The organism is Actinospineispora acaciae DSM 45401, from assembly GCF_000620785.1.
Taxonomy (GTDB): domain Bacteria; phylum Actinomycetota; class Actinomycetes; order Mycobacteriales; family Pseudonocardiaceae; genus Pseudonocardia; species Pseudonocardia acaciae.
In genome coordinates this window covers 13,888-32,781 of record NZ_JIAI01000001.1, presented here as the reverse complement: position 1 = coordinate 32,781, position 18,894 = coordinate 13,888, and the positions used below count along the sequence as shown (strand labels likewise).

General features: G+C 73.6%; 19 protein-coding genes. 2 read left to right on the top strand and 17 right to left on the bottom strand.

The features are described 5' to 3' along the window. Position 1: 1 nt before the first annotated feature. Positions 2-988: a glutamate ABC transporter substrate-binding protein gene (locus tag N912_RS0100165; RefSeq protein WP_037062553.1), complete on the bottom strand. Its 987-nt coding sequence runs from the start codon at positions 986-988 to the stop codon at positions 2-4. After that, on the bottom strand, positions 985-2,259 hold the full coding sequence (locus N912_RS0100160; RefSeq protein ID WP_064745183.1) for a hypothetical protein: 1,275 nt from the start codon (positions 2,257-2,259) through the stop codon (positions 985-987). Before N912_RS0100160 ends, N912_RS0100165 begins: the two co-directional genes overlap by 4 nt. 235 nt (positions 2,260-2,494) lie before the next feature. Between N912_RS0100160 and N912_RS48515 the strand changes: the two genes are divergently transcribed. After that, positions 2,495-3,088, top strand: coding sequence for a TetR family transcriptional regulator (locus tag N912_RS48515; protein ID WP_051579400.1), 594 nt, complete (start codon positions 2,495-2,497; stop codon positions 3,086-3,088). Here the strand turns inward: N912_RS48515 and N912_RS0100150 are convergent. From N912_RS0100150 to N912_RS0100115, 8 genes are all read right to left on the bottom strand, one after another. After that, positions 3,085-4,002: a dienelactone hydrolase family protein gene (locus N912_RS0100150; RefSeq protein ID WP_037062551.1), complete on the bottom strand. Its 918-nt coding sequence runs from the start codon at positions 4,000-4,002 to the stop codon at positions 3,085-3,087. The two genes, N912_RS48515 and N912_RS0100150, sit on opposite strands and share 4 nt — an antisense overlap. A gap of 51 nt (positions 4,003-4,053) precedes the next feature. After that, positions 4,054-4,560: a Rieske (2Fe-2S) protein gene (locus N912_RS48510; RefSeq protein ID WP_245645138.1), complete on the bottom strand. Its 507-nt coding sequence runs from the start codon at positions 4,558-4,560 to the stop codon at positions 4,054-4,056. Beyond that, positions 4,553-5,791: an NAD(P)/FAD-dependent oxidoreductase gene (locus N912_RS0100140; RefSeq protein ID WP_037062550.1), complete on the bottom strand. Its 1,239-nt coding sequence runs from the start codon at positions 5,789-5,791 to the stop codon at positions 4,553-4,555. The genes N912_RS48510 and N912_RS0100140 overlap by 8 nt, the downstream gene beginning before the upstream one ends. 30 nt (positions 5,792-5,821) lie before the next feature. Continuing rightward, positions 5,822-6,154, bottom strand: coding sequence for a Rieske (2Fe-2S) protein (locus N912_RS0100135; RefSeq protein WP_028920820.1), 333 nt, complete (start codon positions 6,152-6,154; stop codon positions 5,822-5,824). A 99-nt stretch (positions 6,155-6,253) separates the two neighbouring features. Then, positions 6,254-6,979: an iron-containing redox enzyme family protein gene (locus tag N912_RS0100130; RefSeq protein WP_028920819.1), complete on the bottom strand. Its 726-nt coding sequence runs from the start codon at positions 6,977-6,979 to the stop codon at positions 6,254-6,256. Between the two features lie 232 nt (positions 6,980-7,211). Beyond that, positions 7,212-8,942, bottom strand: coding sequence for a hypothetical protein (locus N912_RS0100125; RefSeq protein WP_028920818.1), 1,731 nt, complete (start codon positions 8,940-8,942; stop codon positions 7,212-7,214). 169 nt (positions 8,943-9,111) lie between these two features. Next, positions 9,112-9,564 (bottom strand): GlcG/HbpS family heme-binding protein, encoded by a 453-nt coding sequence (locus tag N912_RS0100120; RefSeq protein WP_028920817.1) that lies wholly within the window; start codon positions 9,562-9,564, stop codon positions 9,112-9,114. A 4-nt stretch (positions 9,565-9,568) separates the two neighbouring features. Beyond that, positions 9,569-10,963 (bottom strand): aldehyde dehydrogenase family protein, encoded by a 1,395-nt coding sequence (locus N912_RS0100115; protein ID WP_028920816.1) that lies wholly within the window; start codon positions 10,961-10,963, stop codon positions 9,569-9,571. Positions 10,964-11,102: 139 nt separating this feature from the next. On the opposite strand from N912_RS0100115, the gene N912_RS0100110 reads away from it, so the two are divergent. Further along, on the top strand, positions 11,103-12,839 hold the full coding sequence (locus N912_RS0100110; protein WP_028920815.1) for a helix-turn-helix domain-containing protein: 1,737 nt from the start codon (positions 11,103-11,105) through the stop codon (positions 12,837-12,839). Position 12,840: 1 nt separating this feature from the next. On the opposite strand, the gene N912_RS0100105 is transcribed toward N912_RS0100110, so the two are convergent. The 7 genes from N912_RS0100105 to N912_RS0100075 form a co-directional block, all read right to left on the bottom strand. Then, positions 12,841-13,713 (bottom strand): RNA polymerase sigma-70 factor, encoded by an 873-nt coding sequence (locus tag N912_RS0100105; protein WP_028920814.1) that lies wholly within the window; start codon positions 13,711-13,713, stop codon positions 12,841-12,843. Continuing rightward, positions 13,710-14,300, bottom strand: coding sequence for a carboxymuconolactone decarboxylase family protein (locus tag N912_RS0100100; RefSeq protein ID WP_028920813.1), 591 nt, complete (start codon positions 14,298-14,300; stop codon positions 13,710-13,712). The genes N912_RS0100105 and N912_RS0100100 overlap by 4 nt, the downstream gene beginning before the upstream one ends. 70 nt (positions 14,301-14,370) lie before the next feature. After that, positions 14,371-14,670, bottom strand: coding sequence for a hypothetical protein (locus N912_RS0100095; protein WP_156993067.1), 300 nt, complete (start codon positions 14,668-14,670; stop codon positions 14,371-14,373). A gap of 104 nt (positions 14,671-14,774) precedes the next feature. Continuing rightward, positions 14,775-16,124: a type III glutamate--ammonia ligase gene (glnT, locus tag N912_RS0100090; RefSeq protein ID WP_037062546.1), complete on the bottom strand. Its 1,350-nt coding sequence runs from the start codon at positions 16,122-16,124 to the stop codon at positions 14,775-14,777. A 24-nt stretch (positions 16,125-16,148) separates the two neighbouring features. Next, entirely contained in the window at positions 16,149-17,492 is a 1,344-nt protein-coding gene (locus N912_RS0100085) for an FMN-binding glutamate synthase family protein (protein WP_028920810.1), read from the bottom strand. Further along, complete coding sequence (locus N912_RS0100080) at positions 17,492-18,187, bottom strand: GltB/FmdC/FwdC-like GXGXG domain-containing protein (RefSeq protein ID WP_028920809.1); 696 nt, start codon at positions 18,185-18,187, stop codon at positions 17,492-17,494. The genes N912_RS0100085 and N912_RS0100080 overlap by 1 nt, the downstream gene beginning before the upstream one ends. Then, positions 18,175-18,858, bottom strand: coding sequence for a class II glutamine amidotransferase domain-containing protein (locus N912_RS0100075; protein ID WP_028920808.1), 684 nt, complete (start codon positions 18,856-18,858; stop codon positions 18,175-18,177). Before N912_RS0100075 ends, N912_RS0100080 begins: the two co-directional genes overlap by 13 nt. Between the last annotated feature and the right edge of the window lie 36 nt (positions 18,859-18,894).

Genomic DNA, 18,894 nt, shown 5'->3' with positions numbered 1-18,894 from the left:
ATCAGTCCCGGTAGCTCGGGGTCGGCGGCGCCGGCGGCGGCCCGAGCACCGCCAGCCAGCGGTTGTAGCTGGCCGTCCAGGAGCCGTCCGCGATCCAGCGCGCCAGCACCCCGTTGACGAACCGCACCAGGTCCTGGTTGGCCTTGCTGACGGCGATCCCGTACGGCTCGTCGGTGAACCGGGGGCCGACGATCTGGGCCCGGGGGTCCTGCGCCGCCATCCCGGCGAGCAGCGTGTCGTCGGTGGACACCGCGTCCACCTCGCCGCGCTGCAGCGCGACCAGGCAGTCCACCGCGTTCGGCACCCCGACCGGGACGGGCCGCTCCGGCGAGGCGAGCACCCGCTGCAGCGAGGTGGACCCGCGCGCGGCGCACACCCGCTTGCCGCGCAGGTCGGCCAGGGTGGCGACCGGGCTGCCCTGGTTCACCAGGATCCGCTGGCCGGTCTCGTAGTAGACGGCGCTGAACTCCACCTGGGCCTTGCGGTCGCAGGTGATGGTCAGCGTGTTCACCACCAGGTCGACCGCGCCGGACTCCACCATCCGGATCCGGTCCGCCACGTTGACCGGCCGGAACTCGACGCGCTCCGGGTCGCCGAAGATCGCCTTGGCGACGGCGCGGGCGAGGTCGGCCTCGAACCCCTCCACCCGCCGCGTGCGAGGATCCTGGTAGCCGAACAGGAAGGTGTTCTGGTCCGCGCCGGCGATCAGGAACCCGCGCCGCGCGATCGCCTCCATGCTCGAACCCGCCGGCATCTGGCCTGGCGGCGGCAGGCCGGCCGGGCGCAGGCTGGCCCTCGGGTCGCACGCCGGCGCCGCCATCGGCACGGCCATCCGCGCCTGGTGAGCCACCGGGGCGATGTCCGCCGTGGTGGCCGCAGTGGTGGCCGCCGTGGGGGCCGCCGTGCTCGGGGCCGGGAGCACGGCCAGCACCGCCGTGACCAACCAGACGGCCACGGACGCGGACGTGCACGGGCGGCGGCGGTTCATCGGTACTCCTCCCCTCGTGTCCCGATGCCGAGCACGGCACCGACGACGGCCAGCAGCGCGAGCGCCCCGGTGCCGGCCACCAGCCCGGTGCGCCACGCCTTCGCGGCGGTGATGGCCTCGGTGAACGCCGCGCGCTGCTCGTGCTCGGACGCGTCCAGCGCGGCGGTCAGCCGGTCGAACGCGGCGGCCGAGCCGTCCGGTTGCGCGGACTCGGCCAGCCGCACCGCGTCCCCGTACCGACCGGCCACCGCCGCCGCGTGCACCCGGTCGTGCGCGGCCAGGTAGTCGTGCGCGCCCCGCACCGCCGCCAGCACCGCGTCCCTGCCGCCCCGGTCGGGCACCAGCGCGGCGGCGGCACCCAGTGCACCACCTGCCCCGTCGTCGCGGGACAGCCGCTGCATCCGGTCCACGAAGTCCTGCTCGGTGCGGCCCCCGTCGCGCTGCACCAGTGCCAGGTTCTCCGAGGCCCTGGCCTGCAGCGCGGCGACCTGCGCCGGCCCCAGCCCGTCGTTGAGGGCTTCGCCGTGCGCGTGGGCCAGCCGCAGGCTCGCGCCCGCGCCGATGCCGGCCGCCACCCACCAGAGCAGCCCGACCAGCACCGAGGCGGTGGCCACCACCAGGCCCCTGTTGAGCACCCGGTGGAACCGCCGCGCCAGCCACACCTGTCCCAGCCCCAGCCCGGCCAGGGCCAGCAGCGCCGCCAGCAGCGCCCCGACCGGGAACGACGCCGCCCGCCGGTGTGCGTCGTCGAGCAGCTGGGCCTGGCGCGCCCGCACCGACTCGGCGGCGGGCAGCATCGAGGTCTGCATCAGGTCCGACGCGCGGCGCAGGTAGGCGGCGCCGACCGGCAGCCCGCGCCGGTTGTTCGCCCTGGCCTGCTCGACCAGACCGGTGTACGTCGGCAACTGCTCGCCGAGGGCGGCGATCCGGTCGGCGGTGGCGGCGTCGGTGGACTGGGTCGCGGCGTGCGCGATCCCGTCGGCGGCCGCCGACACGTCCGAGGCGTAGCGCGCCTGCACCGCGGCCGGTTCGACGCCGCCGGCAAGGAACCCGCTGGTCACCGTGGCGTCGGCGGAGGCGAGCGAGCGGTACACCGCCGTCGCGTCCATGCTCAGCGGCTGCAGCCGGGTGGCGATCTCGTCGGTCGCGCCGACCCGGTCCTGGGCGGCCAGCACGCCTGCCACCCCGAGCAGCACGAGCAGCGCGGCCAGCACCGCCTGCAGGGCGCGCAGCAGCGTCGGCGTGCCGTACCGACCCCCCGCGCTCGTCACCCACTCGCGCACCACAACGGCCTTGGCGGCTCGCTGGTTGCGCGCCGAGGGTGACGTCGTAGCGCTCCGTATCGAGGTGACCACGGTCATACCCAACCGTGCGCGCCGCGCGGATTCCAGAGGGCAGCCCTCACCCGTGACATCCCCGCGACGGACGTGCGACGAACGGACGCAGCCGAGCCAAGCGTTGTTCGGTATCCTGCCCGGACCGCCGAGCGAGGGAGGGGCGCCGGCCGTGGCGCGACCGAGGGTCCCGCTGATCTCCAAGCACAGGGCGCTCGAGGTGGCGTTGGAGATCATCGAGGCCGAGGGCATCGAGGGCTTGAGCATCCGGAACCTGGCCGACCGGCTGAAGGTGACCGGGGCCTCGCTCTACCACCACTTCGAGAACAAGGACGCCATCGTCGTCGGGGCGGCGCGGCTGGCGCTGGAGGTCGCGCCCGAGCCGAAGCGCGACGGCGAGCCGTGGCGTGCCTGGCTGGTGCGCGACGCGCGCCGGCACCGCCGGGCCTACCGCGACCACCCCGACCTGGCGGCGGTGCTGCTGCGGCACCTGCCGGCGGACCTGGGCGTCGCGCGCGCGGAGGCGATGGCGGCGCGGCTGGAGGCCGACGGCGTCCCGGCAGGGGCCATCGTGCCGCTGCTGGAGGCCCTGGAGAGGTACGCGATCGGCAGCGCGCTGCACGAGAGCCGGGAGGGCGTCGTACCCATCGACCGGCCGTTCCTGGCCAAGGCTTCGGCACACCGCAGCGTCACCGCCGACGAGGTCTTCGACCTGGTCTGCCACCAGATCATCGACGCGGTGCTGGGCACCGCCGGGGGCGACTAGCCGAGGTAGCGGCGGTACCAGTCGAGCAGCTCGGCGTAGGCGCGCTGGGCGGCGCCGGCGTTGTAGCGAGCGCCGGTGTCGTTGAAGAAGGCGTGGTCGGCGCCGTCGAACGTGCGGACCCGGTAGGTCAGGCCGGCGGCTTTGAGCGCGGACTCGGCCCGGTCCCTGGTGGCGTTCACCCTGGCGTCGAGGCCGGCGTAGACGGCGAGCACGGCGGCCTTGGCCCGGTGGAAGTCCGGCCGCTCCGGCGCGGGTCCGTAGAACGGCACGGCGGCGGCCAGCCTGGCCTCGCCGGCCTGCAGGAGCTGCCAGGTCAGGCCGCCGCCGAAGCAGAACCCGACGGCGCCCACCTTGCCGCCGGGCACCCGCCGGCCGAGCTCGTCGATGCCCGCGCGCAGGTTTGCCACCAGCGCGTCCACCGGGGCGTCGGCCAGCGCCGTGGGCGCCTGGGCGGGGTCGGTCAGCGCGGCGGTGCCGCCCTTCGCGGACAGCAGGTCCACGCAGAGCGCGCCGTAGCCGGAGTTCGCCAGCCGGCCGACCAGGTCGAAGAAGTGGTCGGTGAGGCCCCGGTTCTCGTGCAGCACCAACACCGCCGCCTTCGGCGCACCGCTCGTGGGAGCGGCCCACGCCGCGATCAGCTCACCGGCCGGGCCGGCGAACCGGACCTCCTCGCCGCGCCTGGTCCCCGGGGCGACGCCCGGCGGGGCAGCGCTCGACGGCGGCTCGGGCGGGGCGGGCGCGGCCGGGGCGGCCGGCGGGGACGGCGCCGTGGGGGCGCAGGCGGCCAGCAGCGCGCTCGCCGCGCCGGCGCCCAGGCCGAGCAGGCCGAGCCGGCGCAGCGCCTCCCGCCTGGTGAGCAGTCCGTCGGAGAAGTCCTCCGCCACCTCGCCGACCAGGTACTCCCGCAGCGCCACGACGGGCAGAATAGCCGCGCCAGCCCCGGCGGGCCAGGCTCCGACCTGGGGCTATTCCGCGTCGACTTCTCTGCCGACTTCTCTGCCGACTTCTCTGCCGACTTCTCTGCCGACTTCTCTGCCGACTTCTCTGCCGACTTCCCCGCCGACTTCCGAAGGGCGGCGCGCCGAGAGCCGCCGCGAGCCGGCCGCCCGCCTGCGCATCGCCGCCTTGGCCAGCTCGTCGTCCATGCCGACCCAGACCCGCCCGTCCTCCTCCTTCACCGGGAACACGGTGATCGGCCGGGTGGCCGGCGGGCACAGCGGCTCCCCCGTCCGGTAGTCGAACACGCTGCCGTGGCACGAGCAGAGCAGGCCGTCCTCCGTCGCCTTTCCGCTGGACAGCAGGCAGTCCAGGTGGCTGCAGTAGTTCGAGGTGGCGTACACGACGCCCTCGGACCGGGACACCGCGATCTCGACCTCGCCGATGAACAGCCGGCGCACCACGCCCTCCGGGACCTGCCCGGACCGGGCCACGTTGTGGAACTCCACGGTGTTCTCCTCACACGGCTCAGGCATCTACGGTCTCGAGCAGGTCGAACAGGTCGGTGTCCTCGTCGGCGAGCGCGGCCTCGGAGACGGGCACCGCGCGGGTGATCAGCTCGCGCGCGGCGGGCACGTCACCGCCCCGGTCCACCGCGAACGCGGCGTGCACCCGCCCGTCGGCCAGGTAGAAGGCGGTGAAGTCGCGCTCCGCCACGCTGCCCCTGACCACCACCTCGGCGTCCGGCCGCGGCTTTCCGACGAACTGCAGCGCGAGCTCGTACTGGTCGGACCAGAACCACGGCGGGTCCTGGTCGGCGGCGGGTTGGCCGAGCACGGCGCGCGCCACGGCGGCGCCCTGGCGGTTGGCGTTGTCCACGTGCTCGCCCCGGTGGCGGCGCCCGGTGCGCGGGTCCAGCCGGCTGGCGATGTCGCCGGCGGCGAAGATGCCCTCCACCGAGGTGCGGCACTCGGCGTCCACCGCCACCCCGCCGTGCACCGGGTCGAGCGCGAGCCCGGCGGCGCGGGCCAGCTCGTCCCGGGGCTCGGCGCCCACCGCGACCACCAGCAGGTCGGCCTCCACCTCGCCGGCGTCGGTGCTCACCGTGACCCCGCCCGGGTGCTCGGTGACCGCGCCGACCCGCCGCCCGCACCGCAGGTCCACGCCGTTCTCCCGGTGCAGCCCGGCGTACGCCTCGGCCATCCGCGCGCCGAGCTGACCGAGCATCGGCAGCTCCGCCACCTCCAGGCAGGTCACCTCGACGCCGAGCTCGCGGGCGGACGCCGCCACCTCGGACCCGATCAGCCCGGCGCCGATGACGGCCAGCCGACCGGCGCCGGGTAGCAGCGCGCGCAGCCGGTCGGCGTCGTCGAGGCTCCGCAGGTGCACGACCCGGCCACCACCGCCTCCGACCCCCGCCAGCCGCCGCGCCCGGGCGCCCGTCGCGAGCAGCATCAGGTCAGCGCCGTACCAGCCCCCGCCGGCCAGCTCGACCCGCCGGCCCAGGGTGTCGATCGACGTCACCCGGTCGCCGAGGCGCAGCTCCACGTCGTTCTCGGCGCACCATCCCGGGTCGAGGATGCTCAGGTCGTCGAGGTCGGCGTCGCCGCGCAGGTACTCCTTGGACAGCGGCGGGCGCTGGTACGGCGGGTGCGGCTCGTCCGCGAGCATCACCACCCGCCCGTCGTAACCGCGCCGGCGCAGCGTGCGGACGGCGGCGACGGCGGCCTGGCCGGCGCCCACTGTGAGCAAGACCGGACGGGGCACGGTGGGCTCCTTACGGGTTGACGGGGACGGTCACGAGCGCGGGCCGGGGTTGACGTGCACCACCCCGTCGATCACCCGCACCTCGTGCACCGGCTGGCAGTCGTCGCGGCCCTCCGCGCGACCGGTCTCCGGATCGAACATCCACTGGTGGCCGGGGCAGACGACCTTGCCCCGCCACAGCGAGCCCTTCGCCAGCGAGCGGCCCTTGTGCACGCAGGTGTCGTCCAGCGCGAACACCCGCTCGCCGACCAGGAACAGCGCGAGCGCCCTGCCGCCGACCTCGACCCTGGCGCGCTTTCGGCGCCGCAGCTGGTCGAGGGGAACGGCGGCGACCCATCCGGGCGCGTCGACCTCGGGAGTCATGGGCATGCCCTTCGCTCGGGACGGTTCGCTCGGGACGACTCGGGATGGCTCGTGGTGGGCGGACCGCGAGGGCCCGCCCACCGTTGCCCGGCGCTCGCGTCAGGCGGCGACGTAGTTGTCGTACAGCGCCCGGGTGTACGAGTAGCGCATCTCCGCGCCCCACCGGACCTGCCGCAGGCACTGCTGCTGCAGCTCGGGGGTGTCGGCGTGGTCGAGCACGATCTGGTACCCGCGCTCCCCGTGCACCTCGTCGGACGTGATGTGCAGGTCGAAGAACTCGATCTCGTCCTCGCTGAACCCGTACACCTCGCGCAGCGGCACGATCTGCTTCTTGTAGATGCTCGGCACCTGCGACTCCAACCCGACCACCAACGCCGCGGTGGCCACCACGAAGTGCTCCCGCATGGCGACCGCGTAGCACCAGGACTGCAACCCCCTGGTCACCGCGTTCATGTTGTTCGGGTCCTCGATGCGCTCACGGGTGGTGCCGCACGCCTCGCCGAACCGGATCAGCAGGTCCGTGTGCCGAATATCGGCCAGCTCCTCCTCGTACATGTTCTGCAACGTGAAGTCCTTGGCCCCGGTAAAACGATCCGGGGTGTTGCCGTAGATGTAGCCGAGGTAATCAGCGAACGGACCCACATAGTGGTAGTGGTTCTCGGCCCACCGGGCAAAATGCTCCCGGGTCAGCTTTCCCTCGGCCCACGCCATACTGAACGAGGCATTCTTCGCCTCCCTACCCTTGATCGCGTCCTCGAGCGCCTTGCGAAAATCGTCCCTGGACAACAGCGCGGTGCTGGCCGGGGCGTCGGCCGTCAAGGTCATCGAACCTCTCCTCACTCCGTCTGGTGCTCCGCCGAACACTTCGAAACTAAGCCGCCACCCCGGTCCCCAACTTCGTCCATCCCGCCCACTTACGAGCGCAATGTTGCGACACCCTGCACACGCCGACATGGGGGCGCCGCGCAGCTTGTTGGGGTGCCGCACATGGTGCGGGGCGTGCGGCGGCCCAGGTGGGTATGCGGCGGATGGTCCAGACGGCACGCACGATCACGAGCTAGAGCACCAGCGCGGCGAGCAGGGTCGACACCGCGAGGCCGGCGACAACCGGTACGAACGACTTCCGCGCCAGGTCGATGACCGGAACCCGGGTCACCCCCGCGACCACGAGCAGCGACGACCAGGCCACCAGCACCCCGCCGCCGGCCCAGACCGAGCCCATCTGCCCCACCGACGCCAGCGTCACCGGGTCGACCCCGGTGGCCGACCCGAGCGCGCCGGCCAGCGACCCGGTCATCGGCAACCCCGAGAAGCCCGAACCCTCCAGCCCCGAGGCCATCCCCACCACCAGCACGCCGAAGCACATCACCACCGGATTGCCAGGGATGAGGTGCCCCGCGGCGCCGACCAGCTCCACCAGCAGGCCCGGAACCCGCCGGCCGTCCTCGAAGCCGAGGATCTTGCCGGCGAACTCCGCGTTGCCCAGGAAGAAGAAGCCGGCGATCGGCAGCACCACGCCCATCGCCCGGAACGCGAACACCAGCCCGTCGACCAGGTGCTCGCCGGTGGTCTGCAGCGCCTTCGCCGGCCCGTCCATGGCGACCACCGCCACCACGACCAGCAGCGCGGCCACCCCGCCGACCAGCCCCGCCGCGCTGCCACCCTCCAGCGGCGGGACCAGCGAACCGACCTTGCCCAACACCATGTAGCCGATCATGAGCAGGAACGCCAGCGGCACCCCGACGGCGAAGACCCTGGCCAGCCGCGCGGTCCTGGCGTCGTCCGCACGCTCCGGGCCGCCGTCCTCCGAGGGAACCCTCGGGCCGCCGGGCCGAGCTGGACGGGCCGGTCCTCGCTCCGGCCCGGTCAGCTCACCGCCGCCCGCGTCACCTCCCGCGCTCCCGCCGCCGACCGCACCGCCGACCCCGCCGCCGACCCCGCCGCCGACCCCGCCGCCGACCCCGCCGCCGACCGAGGCACCGACCGGAACCCGATCCGCCGCCACCGACGGCGCCCGCTCGCCGTGACGATGGAGCCACAGCCGTATCGAGGCCAGGTTCGCCGCGAGCGTGCCGGCCCGTGACGAGCGCCGCGCCGCCCGAGGGGCCGCCACCACGCCGGCCTCCCACTCCTCCAGGTTCGCCGCGCTGGCCGCCCGCATCTGGCGGCGCAACACCACGGCGGTGACCGCCACCGCCACCACGCCGGTCACCAACGACAGGACAAGCGTCCGGTCCGCCACCGCCGCGGTCGACACCCCCGCCGCCTTGGCCGACAACCCCGGCGCGACCTGCATCACGTAGTCGCTGGACAGCGCCATGCCCTGGCCGGCGATCGCGATGGCCATCGCCGCGCCCATCGCGGGCAGGCCGGCCCTGATCGCCGCCGGCACCAGGATCGCGCCGATCAACGGCACCGCCGGGGTCGGCCAGAAGAACAGGCTGACCCCGTACGTCACCGCCACGAGCACCGCGTACGCCGACCAGCCACCCCGCATGACCCGCTGGAACGGGGTGACCATCCGCTGGTCGGCCCCCATCGCCCGCAGCGCGCCGAGCAGCGCGGTGACCAACGCGATGATCAGGAAGATGTTGAACAGCTCCGCCGCCGCCGTCAGGCTGGCGTTGAAGATCGCCTGGATGCCGGTGACCGCGCTGCCGGTCATCACCCACGCCGTGATCGCCGTGACCAGCAACGCCGGCACCACGACGTTCTTCCTGGCGACCGTGACTCCGATCATGAGCAGGACACCGGCCAAGTAGACCCAGTGCGCGGCAGTCAGTCCCACCGCCGCCTCCTTCCAGCCGCCGAGACGGCGGCGTCCGATGTGTCGGCCGCCACAGTCCCCCGAACGGGTGGCCCGGAGCTAGGACAACCCTGCACATCAACAGGGCCCCGGATTGTGCACCGTGCAATGTCGACACGCCGCACATGCGCGGGCGGTCAGGCGGGGGCGGTCAGGCTGGGGTGGTGGGGGCGATCTCGCGGTCGAAGGCGGCCAGGGCGGCGGCGCCGACGGCCTTGTCCTGCTCGCCGTTGCCGCCGCTCACGCCGACCGCGCCGATCACCTGGTCGCGGAACACGATCGGGAAGCCGCCGACGAACAGGGCGAACTTCCCGGTGTGCATGTGCTGGATGCCGAATGCCTCGTTGCCGGGCAGGGCGGGGCCGTTGGGCGGTTCGTTGAACAGGTGGGTGGCGCGCTGGTGGCCGGCGGCGGTGAAGGCCTTGGCGATGGCGATGTCCACGCCGGTCAGCCGGGCGCCGGTCATCCGGTGCAGCGCGACGGGGTGCGCGCCGTCGTCGGCGATGCAGATGGTCTGTGCCACGCCGATCCGGGTGGCCTCCTCCTCGGCGGCGCGCAGCAGCACCAGGGCGTCCTCCAGGGTCAGGCGGTAGATCGTCCGCATCGGCTCACGCTCCATAGTTGAGGTAGACGGTCTTGGTGTCGGTGACGAAGTCCAGGGCCTGGCGGCCGCCCTCGGGGAAGGCGCCGCCGCTGGACGCCTTCCAGCCGCCGAACGGCGGGGCCACGCCGTTGCCCGTGGTCCTGTCGTTGATCTTGACCAGGCCGCACCGGGCGCGGTGCGCGAACCGGTGCGCGGCGGCGAGGTCGCGGGTGTGCACGGCGGTCACCAGGCCGTGGCTGGAGGAGTTGACGATCCCGAGCGCCCGCTCGGTCGAGTCGACGGGCAGCACCGACAGGTACGGCCCGAACACCTCCCCCTCGACCAGCTCATGCCCGGCCGGGACGTCCGCGAACAACGCCGGCGTGACCCATCGGCCGGACGGGTCCCGGTCCGGGTCCGACGACGCCTCGGCGACGACCCGGGCGCCGGCCGCGACCGCCGAGTCCCGCAGCGCCGTCAACCGCTCGAACTGCGCGGACGTGGCCACCGGGCCGGTGGTGACGCCGTCGCGGTCACCGTGCCCGACCCGCAGCGCCCGCACCCGCTCCGCGAGCAGGTCCACGAACGGCGCGGCCACCGAACGGTCCACCAGCACCCGGTCGGTGGACGTACACGCCTGCCCGGTGAGGTCGAACGCGCCCGCCGCGACCCTGGTGGCCGCCGCGTCCAAGTCGGCGTCCGCGCACACCACCGCCGCGTTGCGCCCGCCCAGCTCCAGCTGCAGCCGTCCGCGCGCCGCCCGCCGGATCGCCGCGCCGGCCGCGTCCGACCCGGTGAAGCTCACCCCGCCCACCTCGCCGGCCGCGACCAGCGCCGTCATCGCGGCCGGGTCCTGTCCCTGCACCAGCGGCATCACCCCGGACGGCAGCCCGGCCTCGGCGGCGGCGTCCGCGAGCCAGGCGCCGACGCCGGCGGTGACCGGCGAGGGCTTGAACACCACCGCGTTGCCGGCGGCCAGCGCCGGGGCGATCTTGCGCGCGGCCAGCGACAGCGGGAAGTTCCACGGCGTGATCGCGGCGATCACCCCGAGCGGCCCGCGCAGCGTGTAGCCGAAGGTGGCGCCGGTCTCGTCCGGGTAGGTGGCGCCCTCCACCAGGTAGGCCAGCTGCGCGGCCAGCCGGAACTGTTCGGCGGACTTGCCGGCCTCTCCCCCGGCCGCCGCGAGCGGCTTGCCCTCCTCGCGGGTGATCAGGGCGGCGACCTCGTCGGCCCGGCGCTCGATCAGCTCGGCGATCCGGGTCAGCACCTCGGCGCGGCGCCGGGGTGGCGCGGCCGCCCAGTCCGGGGCGGCCGAGGCGGCGGCGGACACGGCGGCCAGCGCGTCGGCCTCGGTGGCCGGGGTGTAGCCGTGCACCACGGTGCCCGGCGACGCCGGGTCGACGGTGACTGCGGAGTGCACGAAGAACCTCCGGTTGATTGTGGACTTTTACCTCTTCCGGCGATTGTTGTGCCGCGTCACCATGTCTGGCACTGGACAAAGTGCACCGCCGACCGAGCGAGTTGATAGGCACATGGCACACCCATACCAGCAGTCCACAGTGGACGAGATCGACGTCGGCGCGCTGCTCGCCGAGCCGTTGCTGCGCAACACGCTGGTCGCCGGCCTCGCCGGGGTGCACCGGACGGTGCGGTGGTGCCTGCCCCTGTCCGAGCTGGACGAGCTGAAACGGGACGCCGAGGAGCCGCCGGACCAGGGAGTCGTGGTACACGCCCACGCCGCCCGGCTGCGCGGCCCCGCCGGCGCGGAGACGATCACGGCGGTGGCCGGGCGCGGCGTGGTGGCGGTCCTCGTCCAGACCGAGCCCGCCGACGTGGCCACCCCCGGCGAGCTGCCGTTCGCGTTCCCGGAGGCCAGGCGCGCGGCCGACCGTGCCGGGCTGCCGCTGGCGCTGCTGCCGCCCACGGCGGGCTACCGGGCGGTCAGCCAGCTGGTGGCCACCAAGGTGCTCGCCCAGGCCACACACGTGCTGCAGTACAGCGACCGGGTGCACCGCTCGCTGGGCGAGATCCTGGCCAGGGGCGCGGGCATCTCGCCGCTGGCCTACGGGATGGCCCGGATGAGCGTCGCCCCGGTCATGGTGCTCGACCTGGACGGCGCCGTGCTCGCCTACGAGGCCACCTCCTCGGTCCCGAAGCCGGACGCCGGCGCCGCCGCCGAACCCCTGGCCCGCCACCTGGAACGGCTCTGCGCCGCCCCGCCCGCCCGCGCCGAGGTGACGATCCTGGAGCCGTTCTCCGACACCGACGCTGCCGGTGCGAGCTACACCCCGATCGTCGCCCCGGTGATGTACGGCGGGGAGACCAGCGGGCTGGCCGCCGTGCTCGAACCCGACGGCGGCGACGCGCACGACCGGGCGCAACGCCGGATCGTGGCGGCCGAGGGCGCCGTGCTGATCGGCTCGGAGATGCTGCGGATCAGGTCCATGACCGAGGCCGAGGAGCGCATCCGGGGCGACTTCGTGGTCGGTCTGGTGCACGGGCGGTTCCAGGACGGGCAGCAGTTGCTGGCCAGGGCGCGCCACCACGGCTTCAACCCGGACGGGCGGCACACGGTGTGCGTGGCCGCGATCGACCCGCCGCTCGGCGACGACCAGGCGGCGGTGCGCCGGCTCGGCGCGGTGGCGCGGGCGGCGGAGAACATCGACGCGGCGGCCGACCGGCACACCCTGGCCACCCAGATCGGCGGCCACCTCGTCGTGGTCCGCCAGATCGATCGCGATGGGTCCGACGCGCTCAGCGAGCAGGAGCTGGCGCGCCGGTTCGCCGGCACGCTCCGCCAGCTCGTCGCCGACCGGCTGCGCGCGGACGTGCGGGTCACCTTCGGGCGGGTGCACACCGGCGCGAGCGGGGTGTCCACCAGCTACCGGGAGGCCCGCACCGCGCTGGGCCTGGCCCGCAGGGTGGACGTCCCGCCGCTGGCCGGCTACGACGAGCTGCGTATCTTCGTGGCGCTGCGCGACCTGGCCGACAGCGAGAACGGCCGGGCCTTCGCCCGCGAGATCCTCACCCCGCTGCGCAAGGCCGACGGCCACGGCCGAGGCCTGGAGAGCGTGGCGCTGGCCTACGTCGGCGAGTCGGCCAACCTCAACGCCGCCGCCCGCCGCCTCGGCCTGCACCGCAACACCACGCTGTACAAGCTGGAGCGGGTCTCCCGCGCGCTGGGCATGGACATCCGCTCGGCGGACACCCAGTTCATGGTCTGGCTGGCCCACCACATCGACAGCCTGGTCCAGGTCACCGACGCCCTGGACGCCGAGCTGGCGCCCCCACCGTGAGCTAGCGACTCAGCGCCGCCTCCTCCCCCAGCCGCGCGAGCTTCGCCGGGTTGCGCACCGCGTAGATCCGGGTGACCAGCCCGTCCTCGACGACCAGGCTCACCACCGTGTCCAGCGCCCCGTCCAGCTCGAACCGCATCGCCGGCGCGCCGTTGAGCCACATCGGCATCGCCGCGAACCGATCGCCCAGCTTGACGACGCCGCCCAGCAGCGGGGCCACCCGCTCGGCGCCCTCGACCGGACGGCGCACCGCCGCGACCACGCCGCCACCGTCGGCCACCAGCACCACATCGGGTGCGAGCACGTCCAACAGCCCGCGCATGTCACCGCCGCGCACCGCCGCCATGAACCGCGCCACCACGGCCTCCTGCTCGGCCCTGCTCACCCGTGCTCGCGGCCGCCGCGCGGCCACGTGCTCCCTGGCGCGGTGGGCGAGCTGGCGCACCGCCGAGGGCGTCTTGCCGATCGCCCGTGCGATCTCGTCGTACGGCGTCTCGAACACCTCGCGCAGCACGAACACCGCCCGCTCGGTCGGCCCCAGGGTCTCCAGCACGGTCAGCATGGCGAACGAGACGCTCTCCGCCAGCTCGACGTCCTCGGCCACGTCCGGGCCGGTCAGCAGCGGCTCGGGCAGCCACTCGCCGACGTACTCCTCGCGCCGGCGGGCCAGCGTGCGCAACCGGTTGAGCGACTGCCGGGTGACGATCCGCACCAGGTACGCCCTCGGATCGCGCACCCGCTCCCTGCCCGGGGCGTCCGCCCACCGCAGCCAGGTCTCCTGCACGACGTCCTCGGCGTCCGCGGCGGAGCCGAGCATCTCGTAGGCGACCGTGAACAGCAGGCCGCGGTGGGCGACGAACGGGTCGTCGGTCATGCCCGCGACGCTACGTCGCCGGGCCGGGCCAGCGGCGCCAGGCCGCACGACGCCGAGAACCCCGCGGCCTCGATGCCGAGCGCCACGTTCCCGCGCGCCGCCTGGTTGGCCTGCCCGACCCACGCGGTGAGCTCGACCAGCGCCGGCGCCCCCAGTTGATCCAGCAGCCGGGCGGACAGCGCGTCGGTGACCGTCGGCGGCGTCTGCGACATCGCCTCGGCGTACTCCAGCACGTCGCGTTCCAGCGGCGTGAAGGCGTCCGACTCCCGCCACCGGGGCACCTCGCGGGCCTTGGCCAGGTCGAGCCCGTCGTTGTGCGCCTGGAAGTACCCCAGGTCCAGGCAGAACGAGCAGCCGATCAGCGACGCCACCGCCATGTGGGCGTACGACTTCAGGTTCTCGTCGCACCTGTTCCACTTCTTGGCCTTCCGGCCGGCGTCCAGGCCGGCCTTGAGCACCGGCCGGTTGTGCCACAGCACCCCGAGGGCATCGGGCACCCGGCCGAGCATCTTCTTGGTGGCCATCTTCACGATCGCGCCGTAGATGCCGGTGATCTCGGCCTGGGGAACCCTGGTGTTGCCGGTCATGTCTCCTCCTCGTCGTCCTGACTCGGCATGAAGACACCGTCCGCCCCCGATCCGTGACAGGGGCGCTCGCCTACCTCCTGAAGCCCGCCCGGAAGCCGTAGTACCAGCGGTCCACGTTCCGCCACTGACCGAGCTGACACGGCGTCACGTCGTCGGACCAATGTTTCGCCTTGTCGCTCTCGCACAGCTGCCTGGACGGGAACGGACCCGCGCATTTGAACTGATAAGGAATTCCGAGCCGGCGACACCCCTGACCGTCGGGTTCGTCCTGGGCGGCGGCCGTCGGGGCGGCCGTCATGGCGACCGTGATGGCGGCAGCCACCGCGACGACCAGCAATCCTCCGGCCGTACGCGAAACGTAACGGCTCATGGCATCGCTCCCGGCGCCGCGCCCTCACCCGTTCTTGATCTTGATCATAACGGCGCCGCGACGGGAGCGACAACACACCATTCCCGAAGTGTTATAAAGGCGGCTCACATCAGGGTGAGATACCTGTCGATCTCCCACTGCGACACGGCCGCGTGGTATTCGTCGAACTCGGACTGTTTGACGCGCACGTAGTAGTCCAGGAAGTCCGCGCCGCCGCCGACCGTCCCGAACGCCGCGCGCAGCACCGGGTCGACCGCCAGCTCCTCCAGCGCGCGGTCCAGGGTGCGGGGCAGTTGGCCGATCCCCCGGGCGGTGACCCGCTCGGACGGCAACGCGAACAGGTTGTCCTCCACCGGCTCCCCCGGGTCGAGCCCCCTGTCGATGCCGTCCAGGCCGGCGGCGAGCAGCGCGGCGGCGGCCAGGTACGGGTTCGCCGAGCCGTCCACCCCCCGGTGCTCGACCCGCCCGCCCTCGGGCACCCGGAGCATCAGGCTGCGGTTGTTGCCGCCGTAGGCCACGTACGCCGGCGCCCAGGTTGCCCCGGAGCTGGGCGCGCCGGCGCCGATGCGCTTGTAGGAGTTGACGGTCGGACAGATCACCCCGGCGGTGGCGCGGCCGTGCTCGACCAGCCCGCCGATGTAGTGGTACGCCAGCTTGGACAGGCCCAGCCCGTCGGCGTCGTCGCCGAACAGCGGCTCCCCGCCGGTGGTCCACAGGCTCTGGTGCAGGTGCTGGCCGTTGCCGGTGACCGAGCCGAACGGCTTGGGCATGAACGTCGCGGTCATGCCGGCCTCGTGGGCCAGCATGTGCACCATGTAGCGGAAGAACACCGTCCGGTCCGCCGTGGTCACCGCGTCGGAGTAGGCGAAGTTGCACTCGAACTGGCCGTTGCCGTCCTCGTGGTCGTTGGCGTAGTTCTCCCAGCCCAGCTCGTTCATGTGGGTGGACAGCGTGGACAGGAAGTCCCACATCCGGGTCAGGCCCTTGGCCTCGTAACAGGGCTTGGCGGAGCTGTCCAGCGCGTCGGCGACCTCCAGCCCGCCGTCCGGGGTGCGCCGCAGCAGCGAGTACTCGGCCTCGACGCCCGTCTTGAGCACCCAGCCGCGCTCGGCCGCCAGCGTGGACAGCAGCCGCTTGAGGATCACCCGGGGCGCGTACGGCCACGGCTGGCCGTCCACGTACGGGTCGCAGTGCAGGACGGCCACGCCGTCCTTCCACGGCAACCGGGTGTAGGACGCCGGGTCGGGCACCGCGCACAGGTCGGGGTCGGCGGGGCTCTGGCCCAGGTCGCCGGCGGCGAACCCGGCGAACCCGGCGCCGCCGTCCATCAGCAGGTCGAAGCTGGATATCGGCACGGCCTTCGCGCAGGGCTTGCCGTGCAGGTCCACGAACATGGCCAGGAAGAACCTGATCCCGTCCTCCTCGGCACGCGCCTTCAGCTCCTCGCGCTCCATGTCAACCCCCTTGTCGACGTGTGTCTAGCGCCCCGGTATCCAGTCCGTGCCGGCCAGCGGGACTCCGGCCATCGCGGCCGCCTCCATGGTGAGCGCGGCCAGGTCCTCCGGCTCCAGGTTGTGCACGTCGGACTTGCCGCAGGCGCGGGCCAGCGTGGTCAGCTCCATGGTCACCGAGCGTAGGTAGTTGACCACGCGCCGGGTGCCCTCGTCCACGTCCAACCGGGCCTCCAGGGCCGGGTCCTGGGTGGCGATCCCGACCGGGCAGCGGCCGGTGTGCATGTGGTGGCAGTAGCCCGGCTCGGTGCCCAGCGCGTGGTAGTCGGCGGTGACGTCGTGCTCCACCCCGCCGGCGGTGTACGTCCGGGAGTTGCAGCCCAGCGCGATCAGCGGTGCCACCCCGAGCGACACCGCGTCCGCGCCCAGCGCCAGCGCCTTGGCCACGTCCGCGCCGGTGCGGATGCCGCCGGAGACCACGAGCTGTACCTCGTCCTCCACGCCCAGCTCGCGCAGCGCCTCGGCGGCCAGCCGCACGGCGGGCAGCGTCGGGATGCCGGCGTGCTCGATGAACACGTCCTGGGTGGCGCCGGTGCCGCCCTGCATGCCGTCCACCACGACGACGTCCGCACCCGCCGCGACCGCCAGCTTCACGTCGTTGGTGACCCGGGTCGCGCCCAGCTTGACGTAGATCGGCTTCTCCCACGAGGTGGCCTCGCGCAGCTCCTCGATCTTGATGCGCAGGTCGTCGGGGCCGACCCAGTCCGGGTGCCGGGACGCCGAGCGCTGGTCGATGCCGGGCGGCAGGGTGCGCATGCCCGCGACCCGCTCGCTCACCTTCTGGCCGAGCAGCATCCCGCCGCCGCCGGGCTTGGCGCCCTGGCCGATCACGATCTCGATCGCGTCCGCGCGCTTGAGGTCGACCGGGTTGAAGCCGTAGCGCGACGGCAGGCACTGGTAGACCAGCAGGTGGGAGGCATCGCGCTCCTCGTCGGTCATGCCGCCGTCGCCGGTCGTGGTGGAGGTGCCGACGGCGGTGGCGGCGCGGCCGAGCGCGGTCTTCGCGGCGGCGGACAGCGCGCCGAAGCTCATCCCGGCGATGGTGACCGGGATGTCCAGCTCGATCGGGACGCCGGCCCGCCGCGAGCCCAGCACGGTGCGCGTCTCGCAGCGCTCGCGGTAGCCCTCCAGCGGGTAGCGGGACACCGAGGCGGTGAGGAACACCAGGTCGTCGAACGTCGGCAGCCGGCGCTTGGCGCCCCAGCCCCGGATCTCGTAGTGGCCCTCCTCGGCCATCCGCTGGATCTGCGCGATGGACTCGGGCGGGAAGGTGTGGCTGGCGCGGCGGGCGTCCATCGGAAGCTCGGACATCAGTACCTCTGGTCGGAGAGCGCGTCGAAGTTGTACAGCTCGCGGGCGGAGGCCACCCTGGTGACGTTCTCCGGGTCGACGTGGTCGAAGCCCGCGCGGTCGGCCAGCCTCTTGACGGTGAGCACGTCGTCGTCGGTGAGGTCCTCGACGCGGGCGTCCGAGCCCAGCGACGCGATCGAGCCGGCCACGTAGATCACCGTCTCGTACAGCGAGTCGCCGAGCGCGTGGCCGGCGTCCCCGCCGACCAGCAGCACGCCGGCCTGGGCCATGAACCCGCTCATGTGCCCGACGTCCCCGCCGACCAGCACGGTCCCGCCCTTGAGCGAGATCGCGGCCCGGGACGAGGCGTCGCCCTCCACGATCACCGTGCCGCCGTGCGCCGAGGCGCCCGCGCACTCCGAGGCGTTGCCGCGCACCCGCACGGTGCCGCCCATCAGGTTCTCCCCCACCGACCAGCCGACGAACCCGTCGACCAGCACGTCCGGCCCGCCGGACAGCCCACCGCACAGCCCGCCGATGAAGTACCCGGCGTTGCCCTCGATCTCCACCGTGATCCGGTTGGCCAGCCCGACCGCGAGGTTGTGCCGGCCCCACGGCGCGGTGACCCTGGCGTGCCCGCCGTCCGGCAGCGCGGCCAGCGCGGCGTTGATCTCCCTGGTGGTCAGCGCGGCGCAGTCCAGCGTTATCGGGTCCACGTGTAGACCTCTTCGGGCACCGGCTCGAACACGCGCGCCGCGCCGATGCCGGGCAGCCCGGCGAGCGCGTGGTACTCCGAGGCCATGGCCACGTACCCGTCCGTCTCGGCGATCACGGCGGGCTTGCAGGCGAACGAGTCGCGCATCACCGCGAACTGCGAACCGGTGGTGACCAGCAGCGTGAAGAACCCGTCCAGCTCCTTGCGCACCATCCGCAGCGCATCGGCCAGGTCCGCGCCGGCCGCCACCTGCTGGCCGATGAACCGGGCGGCGACCTCGGTGTCGTTGTCGGTGGTGCACTCGATGCCCTCGCGCGCCAGCCGGCGGCGGACCGTGGCGTGGTTGGAGAACGAGCCGTTGTGCACCACCGCCATGTCCGGGCGCGGTGCGAACGGGTGGGAGTGCTCGGTGGTCACCGCCGACTCGGTGGCCATCCGGGTGTGCCCGATGCCCTGGAACCCGCCGCGCCCGCCGATGCCGTGCTCCCTGCAGATGTCCGCGGGCGCCCCCACGTCCTTGACCACGTCCATGCCGCCGTCGCCGTCGTAGAGCGCGATGCCCGCGCTGTCCGGCCCCCGGCTGGCCATGCTCTCCAGCATCGGCACCAGCAGCGCGCCCAACCGCGGGTACAGCTCGCGGTCCTTCAGGTGCAGCCCGACGATCCCGCACATGCGCGGCCCCCTTGAGGTCCGAACTTAGAACCTTTG